General features: G+C 74.4%; 12 protein-coding genes and 5 tRNA genes. 6 read left to right on the forward strand and 11 right to left on the reverse strand.

What is annotated here, in order from left to right:
- Positions 1 to 21: 21 nt before the first annotated feature.
- From purD to AF335_RS14105, 4 genes are all read left to right on the forward strand, one after another.
- Positions 22 to 1,281: a phosphoribosylamine--glycine ligase gene (purD, locus tag AF335_RS14090; RefSeq protein ID WP_102918786.1), complete on the forward strand. Its 1,260-nt coding sequence runs from the start codon at positions 22 to 24 to the stop codon at positions 1,279 to 1,281.
- A gap of 387 nt (positions 1,282 to 1,668) precedes the next feature.
- Complete coding sequence (locus AF335_RS14095) at positions 1,669 to 3,426, forward strand: hypothetical protein (RefSeq protein WP_102918644.1); 1,758 nt, start codon at positions 1,669 to 1,671, stop codon at positions 3,424 to 3,426.
- A gap of 272 nt (positions 3,427 to 3,698) precedes the next feature.
- Entirely contained in the window at positions 3,699 to 5,189 is a 1,491-nt protein-coding gene (locus AF335_RS14100) for a N,N-dimethylformamidase beta subunit family domain-containing protein (RefSeq protein ID WP_102918645.1), read from the forward strand.
- A gap of 68 nt (positions 5,190 to 5,257) precedes the next feature.
- Positions 5,258 to 6,157, forward strand: coding sequence for a phosphoribosylaminoimidazolesuccinocarboxamide synthase (locus AF335_RS14105; RefSeq protein WP_102918646.1), 900 nt, complete (start codon positions 5,258 to 5,260; stop codon positions 6,155 to 6,157).
- A gap of 62 nt (positions 6,158 to 6,219) precedes the next feature.
- Here the strand turns inward: AF335_RS14105 and AF335_RS14110 are convergent, their stop codons facing one another.
- Positions 6,220 to 7,242 carry an SDR family NAD(P)-dependent oxidoreductase gene (locus AF335_RS14110; RefSeq protein WP_102918647.1) on the reverse strand — a complete coding sequence of 341 codons (1,023 nt, stop codon included), beginning with the start codon at positions 7,240 to 7,242 and terminating at the stop codon, positions 6,220 to 6,222.
- A gap of 157 nt (positions 7,243 to 7,399) precedes the next feature.
- A complete protein-coding gene (locus AF335_RS14115; protein WP_102918648.1) occupies positions 7,400 to 8,596 on the reverse strand; it encodes a UDP-N-acetylglucosamine--N-acetylmuramyl-(pentapeptide) pyrophosphoryl-undecaprenol N-acetylglucosamine transferase in 1,197 nt (398 codons plus the stop codon).
- A gap of 140 nt (positions 8,597 to 8,736) precedes the next feature.
- Between AF335_RS14115 and AF335_RS14120 the strand changes: the two genes are divergently transcribed.
- Together AF335_RS14120 and AF335_RS14125 are read left to right on the forward strand one after the other, a co-directional pair.
- Positions 8,737 to 9,438 carry a response regulator transcription factor gene (locus tag AF335_RS14120; protein WP_102918649.1) on the forward strand — a complete coding sequence of 234 codons (702 nt, stop codon included), beginning with the start codon at positions 8,737 to 8,739 and terminating at the stop codon, positions 9,436 to 9,438.
- Positions 9,435 to 10,814: a HAMP domain-containing sensor histidine kinase gene (locus tag AF335_RS14125; protein WP_170127684.1), complete on the forward strand. Its 1,380-nt coding sequence runs from the start codon at positions 9,435 to 9,437 to the stop codon at positions 10,812 to 10,814. Before AF335_RS14120 ends, AF335_RS14125 begins: the two co-directional genes overlap by 4 nt.
- A 121-nt stretch (positions 10,815 to 10,935) precedes the next feature.
- On the opposite strand, the gene AF335_RS14130 is transcribed toward AF335_RS14125, so the two are convergent.
- The 9 genes from AF335_RS14130 to AF335_RS14175 all read right to left on the reverse strand — a co-directional run bounded on the left by AF335_RS14130 (position 10,936) and on the right by AF335_RS14175 (position 16,052).
- A tRNA-Gly gene (locus AF335_RS14130) sits at positions 10,936 to 11,008 on the reverse strand.
- Positions 11,009 to 11,041: 33 nt separating this feature from the next.
- Positions 11,042 to 11,635, reverse strand: coding sequence for a response regulator transcription factor (locus AF335_RS14135; RefSeq protein ID WP_102918788.1), 594 nt, complete (start codon positions 11,633 to 11,635; stop codon positions 11,042 to 11,044).
- 311 nt (positions 11,636 to 11,946) lie between these two features.
- Positions 11,947 to 13,572: a sensor histidine kinase gene (locus AF335_RS14145; protein ID WP_184743777.1), complete on the reverse strand. Its 1,626-nt coding sequence runs from the start codon at positions 13,570 to 13,572 to the stop codon at positions 11,947 to 11,949.
- Between the two features lie 55 nt (positions 13,573 to 13,627).
- Entirely contained in the window at positions 13,628 to 14,413 is a 786-nt protein-coding gene (locus tag AF335_RS14150; protein WP_102918789.1) for an ABC transporter permease, read from the reverse strand.
- Complete coding sequence (locus AF335_RS14155; protein ID WP_102918650.1) at positions 14,413 to 15,411, reverse strand: ABC transporter ATP-binding protein; 999 nt, start codon at positions 15,409 to 15,411, stop codon at positions 14,413 to 14,415. The genes AF335_RS14150 and AF335_RS14155 overlap by 1 nt, the downstream gene beginning before the upstream one ends.
- Before the next feature lie 181 nt (positions 15,412 to 15,592).
- A tRNA-Gly gene (locus AF335_RS14160) sits at positions 15,593 to 15,665 on the reverse strand.
- A 78-nt stretch (positions 15,666 to 15,743) separates the two neighbouring features.
- Positions 15,744 to 15,815: transfer RNA gene (locus AF335_RS14165), tRNA-Gly, on the reverse strand.
- 47 nt (positions 15,816 to 15,862) lie between these two features.
- Positions 15,863 to 15,934, reverse strand: a tRNA-Gly gene (locus AF335_RS14170).
- Between the two features lie 46 nt (positions 15,935 to 15,980).
- Positions 15,981 to 16,052, reverse strand: a tRNA-Gly gene (locus tag AF335_RS14175).
- Positions 16,053 to 16,103 lie beyond the last annotated feature (51 nt).

Below are 16,103 nucleotides of genomic sequence, written 5' to 3' on the forward strand. Positions count from 1 at the left end.
CGAGGCAATAGGGTGACCGGTGTGAAGGTCCTCGTCATCGGCGGCGGCGCCCGCGAACACGCCCTGTGCCGCTCACTCTCCCTCGATCCCGACGTCACCGCGCTGCACTGCGCCCCCGGAAACGCGGGGATCGCGGAGGTCGCCGAGGTGCATCCGGTGGACGCCCTCGACGGTGCGGCCGTCGTGGCGCTCGCCGAAGCGCTGGGCGCGGAGCTCGTCGTCGTCGGCCCGGAGGCCCCGCTCGTCGCGGGCGTCGCCGACGCCGTCCGCGAGCGCGGCATCCCCGTCTTCGGGCCCTCGGCCGAGGCGGCGGTGCTGGAAGGCTCCAAGGCGTTCGCCAAGGACGTCATGGCCGCCGCGAACGTGCCCACCGCCCGCGCCTACGTGTGCACCACCCCGGAGGAGATCGACCGGGCGCTCGACGCCTTCGGCGCTCCTTACGTCGTGAAGGACGACGGGCTGGCCGCCGGCAAGGGCGTCGTCGTGACCGACGACCTCGCCGCCGCCCGTGAGCACGCGCTCGCCTGCGGCCGGGTCGTCGTCGAGGAGTTCCTCGACGGCCCCGAGGTCTCCCTCTTCGCGGTCACCGACGGTGAGACGGTCGTCCCGCTCCAGCCCGCCCAGGACTTCAAGCGCGCCCTCGACGGCGACGAGGGCCCGAACACCGGCGGCATGGGCGCGTACTCCCCGCTCCCGTGGGCCGACCCCAAGCTGGTCGAGGAGGTCCTGCAGAGCGTCCTGCAGCCCACCGTCGACGAGCTGCGCCGCCGGGGCACGCCCTTCTCCGGGCTGCTCTACGCCGGGCTCGCGATCACCTCGCGCGGCGTGCGGGTGATCGAGTTCAACGCGCGCTTCGGCGACCCCGAGACGCAGGTCGTGCTCGCCCGCCTGAAGACGCCGCTGGCCGGGCTGCTGCACGCCGCCGCGACCGGCGCCCTCGCCACGTTCCCGCCGCTGCGGTGGAGCGACGGCGCCGCCGTCACCGTCGTGGTCGCCTCGCACAACTACCCCGGTACCCCGCGCACCGGCGATGTGATCGAGGGCCTGCCGGCGGTGGACGCCCTGGACGACGCCTATGTCCTGCACGCCGGGACCGCCCACGACGCCGAGGGCCGGGTCGTCAGCGCAGGCGGCCGGGTGCTGTCCGTCACGGCGGAGGGGCCCGACCTCGCCACGGCCCGCGAGCGCGCCTACGAGGGCGTCGAGCTCGTCCGGCTGGCCGGTTCCCACCACCGCACCGACATCGCCGAGCGGGCCGCGGCCGCCGCCGCACGCCCCTGACCTCCGGACACGTCCACAGCCCGGCCCACCGGCCCGTACCGCCTCGGTACGGGCCGGTTGTCGGATCCGCTGGAAGCGTGCCGAGGGGCCCGGCCGGGCGGGGAGCCGCGGAGGCCCACTTGCCAGTCGGCTGACTGGTGGAGCAGTCTGTCCGGCGGTTTCCGGGTGGCTTTGCCCAAAGCCATTCCATCGGGTGACCGGTTGCCCAACTGGCTGACGCGCGCCCCACCCCCAACTAGGGTGCGGCGCAAGCCAGGTGCCGCGCGTCCGGCAACTGGCCCACCGGCATTGCGATGTCAGAGGCCGGTGCCACAGTGGGGGAAGGGCAACGCAGCGGGCGTTGCGCCCGCTGTCGCACTCCTCGGCGGAGCACCAACTGGCAAGGGGGTGATCGGTCCCGTGGCAGGTCCAGAGACAGGCGTGCTGGTCGCGCGTGCCCAAGCCCTCGCGGTGCTGCGCATCCGCAGCGCCGCGCTGGCCGTCGCCCTGCTGCCGGCGGCCGTCGCCGTCGTGCTGCTGGCCGGCGTCTCCATGGGCCGTATCCCGGACGGCGGCGGCTGGAGCACGGCCCGCTGGGCCGTCACCGGCGCCGCCCTGCTGGCCCTGGCGCTGGCCGCGGCGGTCACCGCCGTGGTCGTCCGGGCCCGTCCCGCGCAGAGCCCCACGGTCCCGATCCCCGAGGAGACGGCCCCCGACCTCTACCGCCTCGTCCGTGAGCTGGCCGAGCGGCTGGGCGTCCCCGCGCCCTCCGCCATGGCCCTGACGCCCGACTGCGACAGCTGGCTGGAGGACCGTACGCACCCGGCGCACGGCCCGCCGCGCCGTCCCCGGGCCGGCCTGGCCGGACTGCCCCGGCCGCAGCGCCGCAGCGGCGCCGCCCCGGTGCTGGTGATCGGCTCCCCGTTCCTGTGGTGGATGCGGGTGGCCGAGCTCCGGGCGCTGCTGGCGCCCGTCGTCGCGGGCACCGGCCCGTCCGCCAACCCCGACATAGCGGCCGCCCGCCGCTTCGTCCGGGGCCTGGACGCCGCCGTGGCCGTCGCCGCGGGGCGGCCGGCCCTCGCGTTCGTCGGGGGCGTCGCCCGGCTGCTGCTGCACTCCTGCCGGGACCACGCCGCCCGGATGGAGCGCGGGGTGGCCGCCGCCGCGTCCGAGCGCGCCCAGGGCGTCGACTACGGCCTGCGGATCGTCGCCCAGGAGCAGGTCGGCCTCGCCTACGCCGGCTGGGACCGGCTGCTGAACCGGGTCGCGCTGCCCGCCTGGCGGATGGGCCGCTGGCCCTCCCGGCTGGACGCCGGGGTCGTCTCGGCGCTCACCGAGCTGTCCCGGCGCGACCGCCTCGCCGAGGGCTTCACCTCCCGGCTGGGCGAGCGGCCCGCCTGCGATCTGCTGGAGGAGCCGGGCGCGATCGACGAGGCGGCTTCCCTGCTGGCCGCCAGGCTGTTCCACGGCGGCCCGGCCGAGTCCGGCCCCGGCTGGTCCCCCGTCGCCTGGAGTCAGTACCCCGAGGAGGTCGTGGACCGTAAATGGCGGCTGGAGGCGGCCCGTCTGCACCGCGTCCTGGACGACATCCCGGCGTCCCCGCTCGCTCCCGCCCCCGCCCTCGCGGAAGCCGTCCCCGAGGGCGTCCCGGACGGCGGCGTCCCCGCCGGGCCGCCCGGGGGAGCGGCACCCGCCGTGGTGCCCACCGCGCCCGGCGCGGCACCCACCGTGGCCCGGGTCCTGGAGCGCCTCACCGGGCCCGCGGCCCCCGGAGTGGCGGAGGAGCTGGAGGCCCGGCTCACCGCCGAGGTGGCCCGGGAGGCCGTCCGGGAGCGGCCCGAGGCGGACCGGAGCGCGTTCGGCGCCGCCGCCGACGCCTGGGTCGACGGGCTCGCTCCGCTGTTCCCGCTGCAACCCCCGCGCAGCGGCAGGGAGCTGCTCACCGACCACGTGACGGCCATGGTGTGCTGCGCCGCCGTCGACACCGCCGGCGCCGCCCCCGGCCTGGACTGGCTCGACGGCCCCGCCCTGCTGGTCGGCGGCGCCCGCCGCGCCGACCTGGCCCGTACGGTCCTCAGCCTGATCGAGGACGGCGACGGTGAGCCGCTGCGCGCCTGGCTGGGCGAGATCGGGGTCCGCCCCGAGAAGCCGGTCCGCCTGGCGTGAGGCCGGTGCGGCGCGGACCACCCGGCCCGCGCCGTCCTCGCGGCGGCCCGGCGGCGCGCCGTCACCGGGCGAGGACCGATCCGCCGACGAGCCGCCCGAAGCCGCCACCAGGCACCACCCGGACCCGGGCCACGGTGGGTGCCGCGCCGGGCACGACGAGCACCGAGCAGGACGAGCACCGAGCACGAAGAGCACGGCGAGCACCGGACCGGGCGTCAGGACGAACAGCCACGGAGACGAGTACGCGTCGGGGGCGCAGGGGAGGGAGCGCGATGGGGATGGACCAGATCCGCCGCTGGGAGTCGGGGGCGCTCGCGCACGCGGTCTCGGACCCGTTCGGCCAGGGCCCCCTGCCCTGGCTGCGCGGCACCGAGAGCTACTTCGACGGCACGGGCCGGATCATCCCCTGGTACGTGGAGCCCGCCCCGGAGCAGCTCCCGGAGCGTGCCGGAGCCCGCGTCCCGGCCCCGCGCGGCCGCCGCCCCCGCACCGCCGACGACGTCCACCGGCAGATCAAGGGCTTCGCGTCCGACAGCGCCGTGGCCCCCGGCGAGGCCATCGACTTCCGGATCACGGTCGACCCGCCGCAGCAGTTCGGCGTGGACGTCTACCGCATCGGGCACTACGCGGGCGACGGCGCCGCGAAGATGACCACCAGCCCCCGGCTGTCCGGCATCGTCCAGCCCGCCCCGCTCACCGTCGACCGCACGGTCTCCTGCCACCACTGGTGGCTCTCCTGGCGGCTCCAGATCCCCGGCTACTGGAGTCTGGGCGCCTATGTGGCCGTCCTGACCACCGCCGACGGCTACCGCAGCCACATCCCCTTCCTCGTCCGCGACACCCACCCGGCCGATCTGCTGCTCGTCCTCCCCGACATCACCTGGCAGGCGTACAACCTCTACCCCGAGGACGGCCGCACGGGCGCGAGCCTCTACCACGCCTGGGACGAGGACGGCCGGCTGCTGGGCGAGGAGGACGCGGCCACCACGGTCTCCTTCGACCGCCCCTTCGCGGGCGCCGGCCTGCCGCTGCACGTCGGCCACGCCTACGACTTCATCCGCTGGGCCGAGCGGTACGGCTACGACCTCGCCTACGCCGACACCCGTGACCTGCACGCCGGCCGCGTGGACCCGTCCCGCTACCGTGGCCTGATCTTCCCCGGCCACGACGAGTACTGGTCGCCGGCCATGCGCCGCTCCGCCGAGCTGGCCCGCGACTCCGGCACGTCGCTGGTCTTCCTGTCCGCGAACACCATGTACTGGCAGGCCGACCTGTCCCCCTCGCCGGCCGGCCCGGACCGCCTGCTGACCTGCCGAAAACATCGTGGCCCCGGCCGCTCCGCGCTGTGGCGCGACGTCACGCCCGCCGAACAGCAGCTGCTCGGCATCCAGTACGCGGGCCGGGTGCCCGAGCCCGCCCCCATGGTCGTCCGCAACGCCGGGCACTGGCTCTGGGACGCCACCGGTGCCGCCGAGGGCGACGAGCTGCCCGGCCTGGTCGCGGGCGAGGCCGACCGCTACTACCCCCGGACGGCCCTGCCCGAGCACACCCGGCGCATCCTGCTGGCCCACTCCCCGTACGAGGACGGCGAGGGCGTCAGACGCCACCAGGAGACCTCGCTCTACCGCGCCCCCAGCGGCGCCCTCGTCTTCGCCTCGGGCACCTTCGCCTGGTCGCCCGCCCTGGACCGGCCCGGCCACGCGGACGCCCGGATCCAGCGGGCCACGGCCAATCTCCTGGACCGCATCTGTAAGCGCTGCTGACCCTCGTCCGCCCCGGTCGCGGACGTACGGCAGAATCGTGGTGCTTGGACAAACCACCAGGAGGACGCGTGTCCGGATTCGTAGAGAAGCCCGAACCGGTCGAGGTGCCCGGCCTTGAGCACCTGCACACGGGCAAGGTCCGCGACCTCTACCGCGACGGGGCGGGCCGGCTGGTGATGGTCGCCTCCGACCGCATCTCGGCCTACGACTGGGTGCTGCCCACCGAGATCCCCGACAAGGGCCGGGTCCTCACCCAGCTCTCGCTGTGGTGGTTCGAGCGGCTCACCGACCTGGCCCCGAACCACGTGCTCTCCACCGAGCTGCCGCCGGGCGCCCCCGCCGACTGGGCGGGCCGCACGCTGATCTGCCGCTCCCTGGACATGGTCCCGGTCGAGTGCGTGGCCCGCGGCTATCTCACGGGCTCGGGCCTCGCGGAGTACGAGCAGACCCGCACCGTCTGCGGGCTCGCCCTCCCGGAGGGCCTGACCGACGGCTCCGAGCTGCCCTCCCCGATCTTCACCCCGGCCGCCAAGGCCGAGGTCGGCGAGCACGACGAGAACGTCTCCTACGAGGAGGTGGCCCGGCAGGTGGGCGCCGAGACGGCCGCCCAGCTCCGCCAGGCCACCCTCGCCGTCTACGGCCGGGCCCGGGACATCGCCCGCGACCGGGGCATCGTCCTCGCCGACACGAAGTTCGAGTTCGGCTTCGCGGACGGGGAGCTGGTCCTGGCCGACGAGGTGCTGACGCCGGACTCCTCCCGCTTCTGGCCCGCCGACACCTGGCAGCCGGGCCGCCCCCAGCCGTCCTTCGACAAGCAGTTCGTCCGCGACTGGCTCTCCTCCCCGGCCTCGGGCTGGGACCGCAAGGGCGAACTGCCCCCGCCGGAGCTCCCGCAGGACATCGTGGACCGGACGAGGGCGAAGTACGTGGAGGCGTACGAACGCCTGACGGGGATGGCCTGGCAGTAGCGGCACGGGCCGGACGGGGGGCGTCGCGCCACCACCCCGTCCGGGCGCACCCGCCGGGGGCGTCACACCACGTAGCGGTCGGCCGCGAACAGCCCCAGGTTGTCCCGGACCCAGTCCGACGTCCGGGCCAGCCCCTCCTCCAGGCCCACGAGCGGCCGCCACCCGGCCCACTCCCGGGCCCGGGAGTTGTCCGACAGCAGCCGCTCCACCTCGCTCCCCGAGGGCCGCAGCCGGGCCGGGTCCACGACGACCTTCGCGTCCCGCCCGGACGCCCGGATCAGCGACTCGGCGAGGTCCCCGACGGAGATCTCGCGGCCCGTGCCGAGGTTGACCGCGTGGCCGACCGCCCGGTCGCAGTCGGCGAGCGCGAGGAACCCCTCGGCCGTGTCGGTGACATAGGTGAAGTCGCGGGTCGGCGTCGTCGAGCCGAGCTTGATCTCGGACGCCCCCGAGTGCAGCTGCGCGAGGATCGTGGGGATCACGGCCCGGGCGGACTGGCGCGGACCGTAGGTGTTGAAGGGCCGCACGACCGTGACGGGCAGCTCGAAGGAGTGCGCGTAGGACAGCGCCAGCATGTCCGCGCCGATCTTCGAGGCGGAGTAGGGCGACTGCGGCTGGAGCGGGTGGTCCTCCCGGATCGGTACGGTGCGTGCCGTCCCGTACACCTCGCTGGTCGAGGTGTGCACCATCCGCCGCACGCCATGGCGACGGCAGGCCGCCGCGACGTGCTCCGTACCGGCCATATTGGTCTGCACGTACGCCTCGGGCGAGGCGTAGCTGTACGGGATGCCGATCAGCGCGGCGAGGTGGAAGACCGTGTCGCAGCCCGCGACGGCGTCCATCACCCGCCCCGCGTCCCGGACGTCGCCGGCGAGCGTCTCCACGGGGGAGTCCGGCCCGAGGTACCGGGCGAGGTGGCCGCGCTCGGCGTACGGCTTGTAGTGGACGAGCACCCGTACCCGGGCCCCGCGCTCGACGAGCAGGTCGACGAGTGTCGACCCGATGAACCCTTCGGCGCCGGTGACCAGGACGGTGCGCCCGGCCCAGCTTTGGGGAGCCGGGACCGGGGTGGTGAGCGTGCTCATGCGAGATCCTTTCGAAGGGGGGCGTGCCCGCCGTGGCGGGAACGAGAGGTCGTACGCGCCGGAGGTCCGGCCTCCGGGGCTGGGGGAGGCGGGGAAACGGGAAGGGGCCCTCCGCGGGGCCGGATCGTCCGGGCGGCGTCGCGAGGCCGCCCGTCCGTCACCCCGCGAGCCCGTGGACCGGCGCCGGGGTTCCCCGGTCCGCTCCGGCCCACCCGGCCAGCCGCAGCACCCACCGCGCCATCAGGTCCGCGGCGACCGCGTGCGTACCGGGATCCGCCGCGGTCCCCATCGCGGCCAGCCGCGCCGGGTCCGTGAGGAGCGGTTCGAGCAGTCCGGCCAGCCGGTCGCCCGTGGTCTCGCCGTCGGGGAGCAGCAGGCCCGCCCCGGCGTCCGAGAGGACCCGCGCGTTGTGGGTCTGGTGGTCGTGCGGCGCGTGCGGGTAGGGCACCAGCACCGCCGGTACGCCGACGGTCGCCAGCTCGGCCACCGTCGCCGAACCCGCCCGGCACACCACCACGTCCGCGGCCGCGTAGGCGAGGTCCATCCGGTCGAGGTAGCCGACCGCCGTGGCGGTCCCGTCGCAGCCGTCGGCGGCCAGCCGGGCCCGTACCGCCGCCAGCGCGGCCGGCCCGGTCTTGATCAGGAGGTGGACGCCGGGGGCGCCGCGCCACCGCCGGGCCAGTTCCACCGCGGCCTCGGTCAGCCGTGCCGCGCCCAGGCTGCCGCCGTTGAACAGCACCAGCCGCGCGTCCGCGGGCACCCCGAAGGACTCCCGCGCCGTGGCCCGCAGCGCGGCCCGCGCCGCCCGGTCCAGCCCGGCCACCGCGCCCACCAGCGGCATGCCCACCGTCTCGGCGCGGGCCCCGGCCCGCGCCGACAGATGCGCACGGCTGCGGTCGAAGGCGAGCGCCACATGCGGGGTCAGTGTGGTGGCGAACCGGTTCGCCCGGCCGGGCACCGCGTTGGACTCGTGGACGAGCGCGGGCCGGCCTGCCAGCCGGGCGCCGAGGACCGCGGGCGCGCTGGGATAGCCGCCCATGCCCACGACGACCTGCGCTCGCTGTTCCTCGATCACCCGCCGCGCCTGCATCCCCGACCGCAGCAGATCGGCCGGGAGCAGGAAGCGGCGCGAGCCGAGCGACGGATCGAAGGGGATCATGTCGACCGTGTGCAGCCGGTAACCGGCCGCGGGGATCAGCCGGGTCTCCAGCCCGCGCTCGGTCCCGATGAAGCTGATGACCGCGTCCGGCACGGCCCGGCGGACCGCGTCGGCGACCGCGAGCCCGGGATAGATGTGACCGCCGGTACCGCCCGCTCCGACGACCACCGAAAGGGTGTCGTGTGCTGTAGCCATGGCCGCAGCGTGGCGAGGCGGTCTAAGAGCCTTCTAAGACACGTTCTGCCAAGGTGGGCGGGGGAACCGGACGGTTCCCCACCGCGTCCGTGTGCCCCCGGACGCGGGCGCCCGCACCCGCGCGAGAGGCCATGCCCCGTATGCCCGCTGCCGAGCCGCCGACCGTCCTCGTCGTCGACGACGACCCCGAGGTGCGGGCCGCCGTCGTCGACGGCCTCTGCGTCGAGGGCTATGTGGTGCGGTCCGCCGCCGACGGCCTGGAGGCGCTGTCCGCCGTCGCCGCCGAGCCGCCCGCCGCGATCGTCCTCGACCTCGCCATGCCCGTGCTCGACGGCCTCGCCGTCTGCCGGCGGCTGCGGGGACTCGGCGACCGTACGCCCGTACTCGTCCTGACCGCCCGCGACGCCGTCTCCGACCGGGTCGCGGGCCTGGACGCGGGCGCCGACGACTACCTCGTCAAACCCTTCGCCCTGGACGAGCTCTTCGCCCGGCTCCGGGCCCTGCTGCGCCGCGCGACCCCCGCCGAACCGGCCGCCGAGAACGAGACGCTGGCCTTCGCCGACCTCACCGTCGACCCGGCCACCCGCACCGGGGCGCGCGGCGGGGTCCCCATCGAGCTCACCCGCACCGAGTTCGCCCTCCTCGACGTGCTGATGCGGCACCCGGGGCAGGTGCTGCCGCGCGAGGTGATCCAGGAGCGGGTCTGGGGCACCGACTTCGGCACGGACTCCAACTCCCTCGCCGTCTACATCGGTTACCTCCGCCGCAAACTGGAGGCGGGCGGCGCGCCCCGGCTCGTCCACACCGTGCACGGCGTCGGCTACCGGCTGGCCGAGCAGTGAGGGCCCTGCGGCGGCGCCTGCTCGGCCGCAGACCGCTGCGGGCCCGGCTGGCCCTCGTCACCTCCGCCGCCGTCGCCGTCGTCGCCCTGGGCGTCCTCGCGGCGGCATACGTCGTCATCCGCTACGAACTGGTCCGCCAGCTCGACCTCCAGCTCAAGCAGCAGGCCAGCCTGATCGCCGCCCAGCAGAGCCGGGAGAGCCCCACGACCGGGACGCTGTACGGGGAGTGCGCCTGGCTCGCCGCGCCCGCCTGCGCCCAGATCGTGCGGGCCGACCCCGCCACGCGCCCGGCCGGCCTGGTGCTGCCCGTCACCGGCGCCACCCGGCGCGTCGCCGCCGGCTCCCTCGGCGAGTACTACAGCGACATCACCCTGGGCGGCCGCGCGATGCGGATGTTCACCACCCCGGTCAAGGACGGCCGCGCCCTCCAGGTCGCGGTCCGCTCCGACACCGTCGACAAGGGCGTGCGCCAGGCCGGCCTGCTGCTGGGCGCGGTCGGCGGCGCCGGGGTCCTCCTCGCGGCGGGGCTCGGCTATTTCGCCTCCCGCACCTCCCTGCGGCCCGTCACCCGGCTCACCGCGACGGCCGAGCGGATCGCCGCCACCCGCGACCCCGCCCACCGCATCGAGCTGCCCCCGTACGAGGCGCGCCGCCAGGACGAGATCACCAGCCTCGCCACCAGCTTCAACACCATGCTGGGCGAACTGGAGGAAGCCGTCGCCGCCCAGCGCCGCCTGGTCGCCGACGCCTCCCACGAGCTGCGCACCCCGCTCACCGCGCTGCGCACCAACGCCGAGCTCCTGGCCCGCTCCGAACGGCTCACCCCCGCCCAGCGCGAACGGGCCTCCGGGGCCCTCGGCCGGCAGCTCCGCGAGGTGACGGGGCTGGTCAACGACCTCATCGAGCTCGCCCGGGACGAGGAGCCGCAGCAGCTCGTCGAGCGGGTCCGCCTCGACCTGCTGGCCGAACGCTGCGTCGGCGAGGCCCGTGGCCACTGGCCGGACACCCCCTTCGTCGCCGAGCTCGCCGAGGCCACCGTCTCCGGTGTGCCGGCCCGCCTCGCCCGCCTGCTGTCCAACCTGCTCGACAACGCCGCCAAGTTCAGCCCGCCCGGCGCCATGGTCGAGATCCGGCTGGAGCACACCGCCGACGGGCTCGACCTCACCGTCCGCGACCACGGCCCCGGGATCTCCACCGAGGACCTGCCGTACGTCTTCGACCGCTTCTACCGCTCCCGCCAGGCCCGCGCCCTGCCCGGCTCCGGCCTCGGCCTCGCCATGGGCCGCCAGATCGCCCGCGCCCACGGCGCCGAGCTGACCGCCGAACAGGCGGCGGGCGGCGGCGCCCGCTTCCGTCTCCGCTTCCCGCCGGAGTGACGGCCCGGAGCGGCACGCGGGGCGACGCTCCGAAACCGTCCCCCCGAAAACCGCCCCCTGAAAACCGCCCCCCGGAAACGCCGAAGGCCCCGATCGTCATGATCGGGGCCTTCGTTCTCTGAGCGGACGACGAGACTCGAACTCGCGACATCCACCTTGGCAAGGTGGTGCTCTACCAACTGAGCTACGTCCGCATCGCACCGCGCTCTCGTGCGGTGCGGGAACCACTATAGCCAACCCTGAGCACGTGCGATGCGCGCCGCCGCATGACGGTTCTCCACACCCAGCTTCGCGACCGCCGCCGAGAGGTAGTTCCGGACCGTCCCCGGCGTCAGCGAGGCGCGCTCCGCGATCTCCGCGACGGGCGCCCCGTCCTCGGCCAGCTCCAGCAGCTCCGCCTCCCGGGCCGTCAGCGGGGAGTCCCCGGCGCTTATCGCGTCGGCCGCCAACTCCGGGTCCACATAGCGGCTTCCCGCGTGCACCGAGCGGATGATCTCGGCCAGCCGCTGCGCCGAGACGGTCTTCGGCACGAACCCCCGCACCCCCGCCTCCAGGGCCCGCTTCAGATGCCCCGGACGCCCGTGACCAGTCACGATCATGGTCCGGCAGCCGGGCAACTCCGCCCGTAGGGTTGTGGCCACCATCACACCGTCGGCCCCCGGCATCTGAAGATCGAGCACCGCGACGTCCGGCCGGAACGTCCGGGCCATCGCCACCGCCTCCGGCCCCGACGCGGCCTCCGCGACCACCTGAAGATCATCCTCCAGCCCCAGCAGCGCCGCCAGCGCCCCCCGGATCAGATGCTCGTCGTCCGCGAGCATGACCCGCACCGGCCCGGCGGCCACCCACCCGGCCGCGGGTGAAGCCGATGACACCTCTGATGACGCCGCCGATGCCGATGACACCGATGACGCCGCCGATGCCGATGGCACCGCCGCTCCCGGTGTCGACGCCGATGCCGAAGCCGCTCCGGCCCCGGCTTCGGCTTCGGCCCCGGCTTCGGCCCCGGTCCTGGCTCCGGTGCCGGCTTCGGCCCCGGTCCTGGCTCCGGTCCCGGCTTCGGCCCCGGTCCCGGCTCCGGTCGCCACCGTCCCCGCTCCGGAGCGCGACGCTCCCTCGTACCGGTCGTCCGTCATGCCGCCCCTCCGTCTGCTCCGGTCGCCTCGTCCGGGGTGCCCGACACCCGGCCCGCCCCCACGGCCACGGGCTGCCCGTCGCCTCTCCTGTCCGACGCTCCCCGGCCAAGGGCCGGTTTCCCACGGCCGGCACCCGGCCGCCCCGGCTCCCCGTCCGCCGTCGCCGTGCCTGTCGCCACTCCCGCTCCTCCTGAGGTGGCCGCCGACGGAGCCTTCGCCGACAAGGTCCCTCCGGCCCCCGTCCCGGCCGCTGGTACCTCGGCTGACAGATTCCCGGCCTGACCTCCGGCCGACGGCACCCCGGCGAATGGAGCCCCGGCCGATGGCGCCTCCGCCGCCGAGCCCCGCGCCAGCGGGACCCTCGCCGTGAGGCGGAACACCGCGGGCGGGCGGCGCTCCGCCGTCACCGTGCCGTCCAGGACCGCGAGCCGCTCGCCCAGCCCCGCCAGCCCCGAACCGCCCGACGACGAACCGCCCGACGACGAACCGCCCGACGGCGAAGCACCCGGCAGAGAACCGTCGGGCCCCGAACCGCCCGTGGGCGCCCCCGGGACCGGCGCCCCGTCGTTCTCCATGACGAGCACCGCCACCTCTTCCACGATCCTCAGCCGCACCGCGCACCGCCCGGCGTCCGCGTGCCGCAGCACATTGGTCGTGGCCTCCCGGACCACCCAGGCCAGCGCCGACTGCACCGGCGCCGGCAACTGCCCGCGCGCCGAGTCGTCGATCCGGCACTCGATCCCCGCCGCGGAGAGCACCGACCGGGCCCCCGCCAGCTCGGTGGGCAGATCCGCCTCGCGGTAGCCGCGCACCACCTCACGGACCTCGCGCTGGGAGTCCCGGGCGATGCCCTGCACCTCGGCCATCAGCTCCAGGGCCTGGGGCGCCCCCCGCCGCCCCAGCTGCACCGCCAGCTCGCTCTTGAGCGCGATCACCGCGAGGTTGCGCCCCAGGACGTCATGGAGATCCCGGCCGAACCGCAGCCGCTCCTCCGCCACCGCCAGCCGCGCCTTCGCGTCCCGCGCCGTCTCCAGCTCCCACATCACCCGCAGCATCCAGCCCGACGCCCGCCCGACGGACGCGCACCACAGGGACATAAAGAGCACCCCCGCGACCAGGACGCCCGCCGTCGACCAGCCGCCACCGGGCAACAGGACCAGCAGCCCCAGGCCCAGCGCGACCGCGACGCACCCCATCACATACCGGCGGAGCCGGACCATCAGGGAGAGCGCACCGAAGGTCGACAGGGCGCTGTTCATCAGGAACACCCCGACCGTGGAGGAGCTCTGCGGGCTCTCCACGCTGAAGGAGACCACCATGCAGGCGAGCCCCACGAGGAACAGCACCGTCTGCCCGGCCATCCCCCACCAAGGGGCGGGCTTGTCCCACAGATAGTGGTCGAGGCAGCGCCGGAAGACCGGGATGCCCACCAGCCCCTGGAGGAGGCAGACGCCGCCCTGCGCCAGCAGCCACGGCCGGTCGAGGCCATGGACCAGCATCGGGCTCTCGGCGAGGACGGGAAGGAGACAGGGCAGCAGATACAGCGTCCACCGCGTATAGCTGTCGACCTTGGCGACCCTGCTCCGCCCGCGCCAGCCCCTCACCCGCGTCCATATCCCCATGGGCCGCACTCCCCCCCCGTCACCACACCAACCATCGTCAGGCCGGCTCATCGGCCTATCGCCGCGGCTCCCACCGGAACCACCGACGTACAGCAAACACGGCCAGAACCGTCCAGGCCACCGCGGTGGCCACGTGCCCCACCGCCTTGTAAGCGCTCAGGCCACCCAGCCAGCCGCCGCGCACCAGCTCGACCACCGGCGACAGCGGCAGCAGCCCGCAGACATCGCCCAGCACGTCCGGCATGGTCTCCAGGGGAACGATCAGCCCCGAGCCCATCAGCGAGATCAGCAGCAGGGGAGTGGTCACCAGCTGCGCGCTCTCCACCGTCTTCGCCCAGGCCGTGGTCAGCGCGGCCAGCGCGATGGACAGCACCAACCCGAACACCAACCCGATCAGCATCAGATCGATACGGGCGGGGGCCCGGAGATCCAGCCAGCAGACCCCCGCCACCAGCAGCACCACCATCTGGGCCACCGCGATCGCCACCGCCGGCAGCGCCGTGCCGCCCAATATCTCGATGTCGCTCGCCTCGCCCGTGCGGAGCCGCTTGAGGACCAGCTCCTCCCGACGGGCCACATAGGCGCTGACCAGGTTCTGATAGACGACGAAGAGCAGGATGAACCCGAAGGCGCCGGTCAGCGATGCCTCGTTGAGCGACATCCCGGAATCGCCGAAGTCCATCTCACCGATCGTGCGGCGCATCATCCACACCATGAGCACCGGCAGCAGCAGCGCCACATACAGGGCCATCTTGTTCCGCCCGAGCAGGATCAGCTCCGCCCGGCCCATCGCCAGCACACGCGTCCCAGTCGTACTCGGGGCCGCCGTCGATATCGCCATCACTCGCCCTTCCCCGCGCCCGCAGCCGCGCCCACGCTCACTCCGGAGCCGGCATCCGCACCCGGCCCGCCCCCACCGGCTATGGCCAGGAACGCCTCTTCCAGCGAGGCGGTCCGGGCGTCCAGCCCCTCCAGCTCCACGTCCTTCTCCCGCGCCCAGACCAGCAGCCCGGTGAGCGTCCGCTGCAGCGTCCGCGTCCGCAGCTCTATCCGGCCGCCGGACTCCTCATGGCCCTCCACCCCCAGCTCGGCCAGCGGCGGGAGATCCCCCACGAACCAGCCCACGGGCATCGCGAACCGGATCCGGGACGGATAGGCCCCGATCACCTCGTCGGGCGCCCCGGAGGCCACGACCTCGCCCTGACGCATGATCGCCAGCCGGTCGGCCAGAGCCTCGGCCTCTTCCAGATAGTGCGTGGTCAGGAGCACCGTGGTGCCGTCCTCACGCAGGCGGCGCACCAACTCCCAGGTGTTGTGCCGCGCCTCGGGGTCCAGGCCCGTCGTCGGCTCGTCGAGGAAGAGGACCTCGGGGCGGCCGAGCAGCGCGAGCGCCAGGTCGAGCCGTCGGCGCTCGCCGCCGGAGAGCTGCTTGATCCGCACCGACCGGCGGTCCGTGAGCCCCACCATCCCGAGCGCTTCCTCGGTGGGCCGGGCCCCCGTGGTGCAGCCGGCCCACATGCGGACGGTCTCCGCGACCGTCAGATCCGAGGGGAAGCCGCCCTCCTGGAGCATCACCCCGATCCTCGGCCGCACGGCGGCGCGCTCCACGAAAGGATCGTGGCCCAGGATCCGGACCTCGCCCCCGCTCGGCCGCTCCAGCCCCTCCAGCAGCTCGACCGTGGAGGTCTTGCCCGCGCCGTTCGTCCCCAGCAGCGCGAACACCTCGCCGCGCCCCACGGTGAAGGACACGCCCCGCACCGCTTCGAACCCCCCGTCGCCCTCCGGGCCGTAGCGTCGCCGCAGCCCGGACACGGCGATCACACTGTCTCCGATGTCCATGACTCAAGACTCCCGGCCGCGCCGCCCCGAAATCAGTGCGAGCTGTCATGACCTCGGATGACGAATGTCATCAGCCCCTGGAGCTCAGCCCCCGAAGCTCAGCCTCCGGAGCCCAGCCGCCGCACCCCACCCCGGAAACGCCGAAGGCCCCGATCGTCATGATCGGGGCCTTCGTTCTCTGAGCGGACGACGAGACTCGAACTCGCGACATCCACCTTGGCAAGGTGGTGCTCTACCAACTGAGCTACGTCCGCGTGCTTCCGACCGGCTTTCACCGGGCGGCGCGTGCATCACTCTACCTGATCCACTGAGGTGGTCGGTAACGCGATGAGAGCGGGTGACAGGGATCGCACACTGCGCCTCCCCCTTGGAAAGGGGGCGCTCTACTACTGAGCTACACCCGCATGGATCGCCTGGCCCGGTCCACGGCCGTGGACCGGTAAGCGATCAGAGCGGGTGACAGGGATCGCACACTGCGCCTCCCTCTTGGAAAGAGGGCGCTCTACTACTGAGCTACACCCGCATGATCCGTCGCTTCGGGCCACAGACGTGGACCGGAGGACGTTCAGAGCGGGTGACAGGAATCGCACACTGCGCCTCCCCCTTGGAAAGGGGGCGCTCTACTACTGAGCTACACCCGCGCTACCTGGGAGTTCGTCCGGTTTCCCGGCCTCGCCCCTCGGCGTGATCCA

The sequence above is a fragment of the Streptomyces eurocidicus genome, from assembly GCF_002891295.1.
Lineage (GTDB): Bacteria > Actinomycetota > Actinomycetes > Streptomycetales > Streptomycetaceae > Streptomyces > Streptomyces eurocidicus.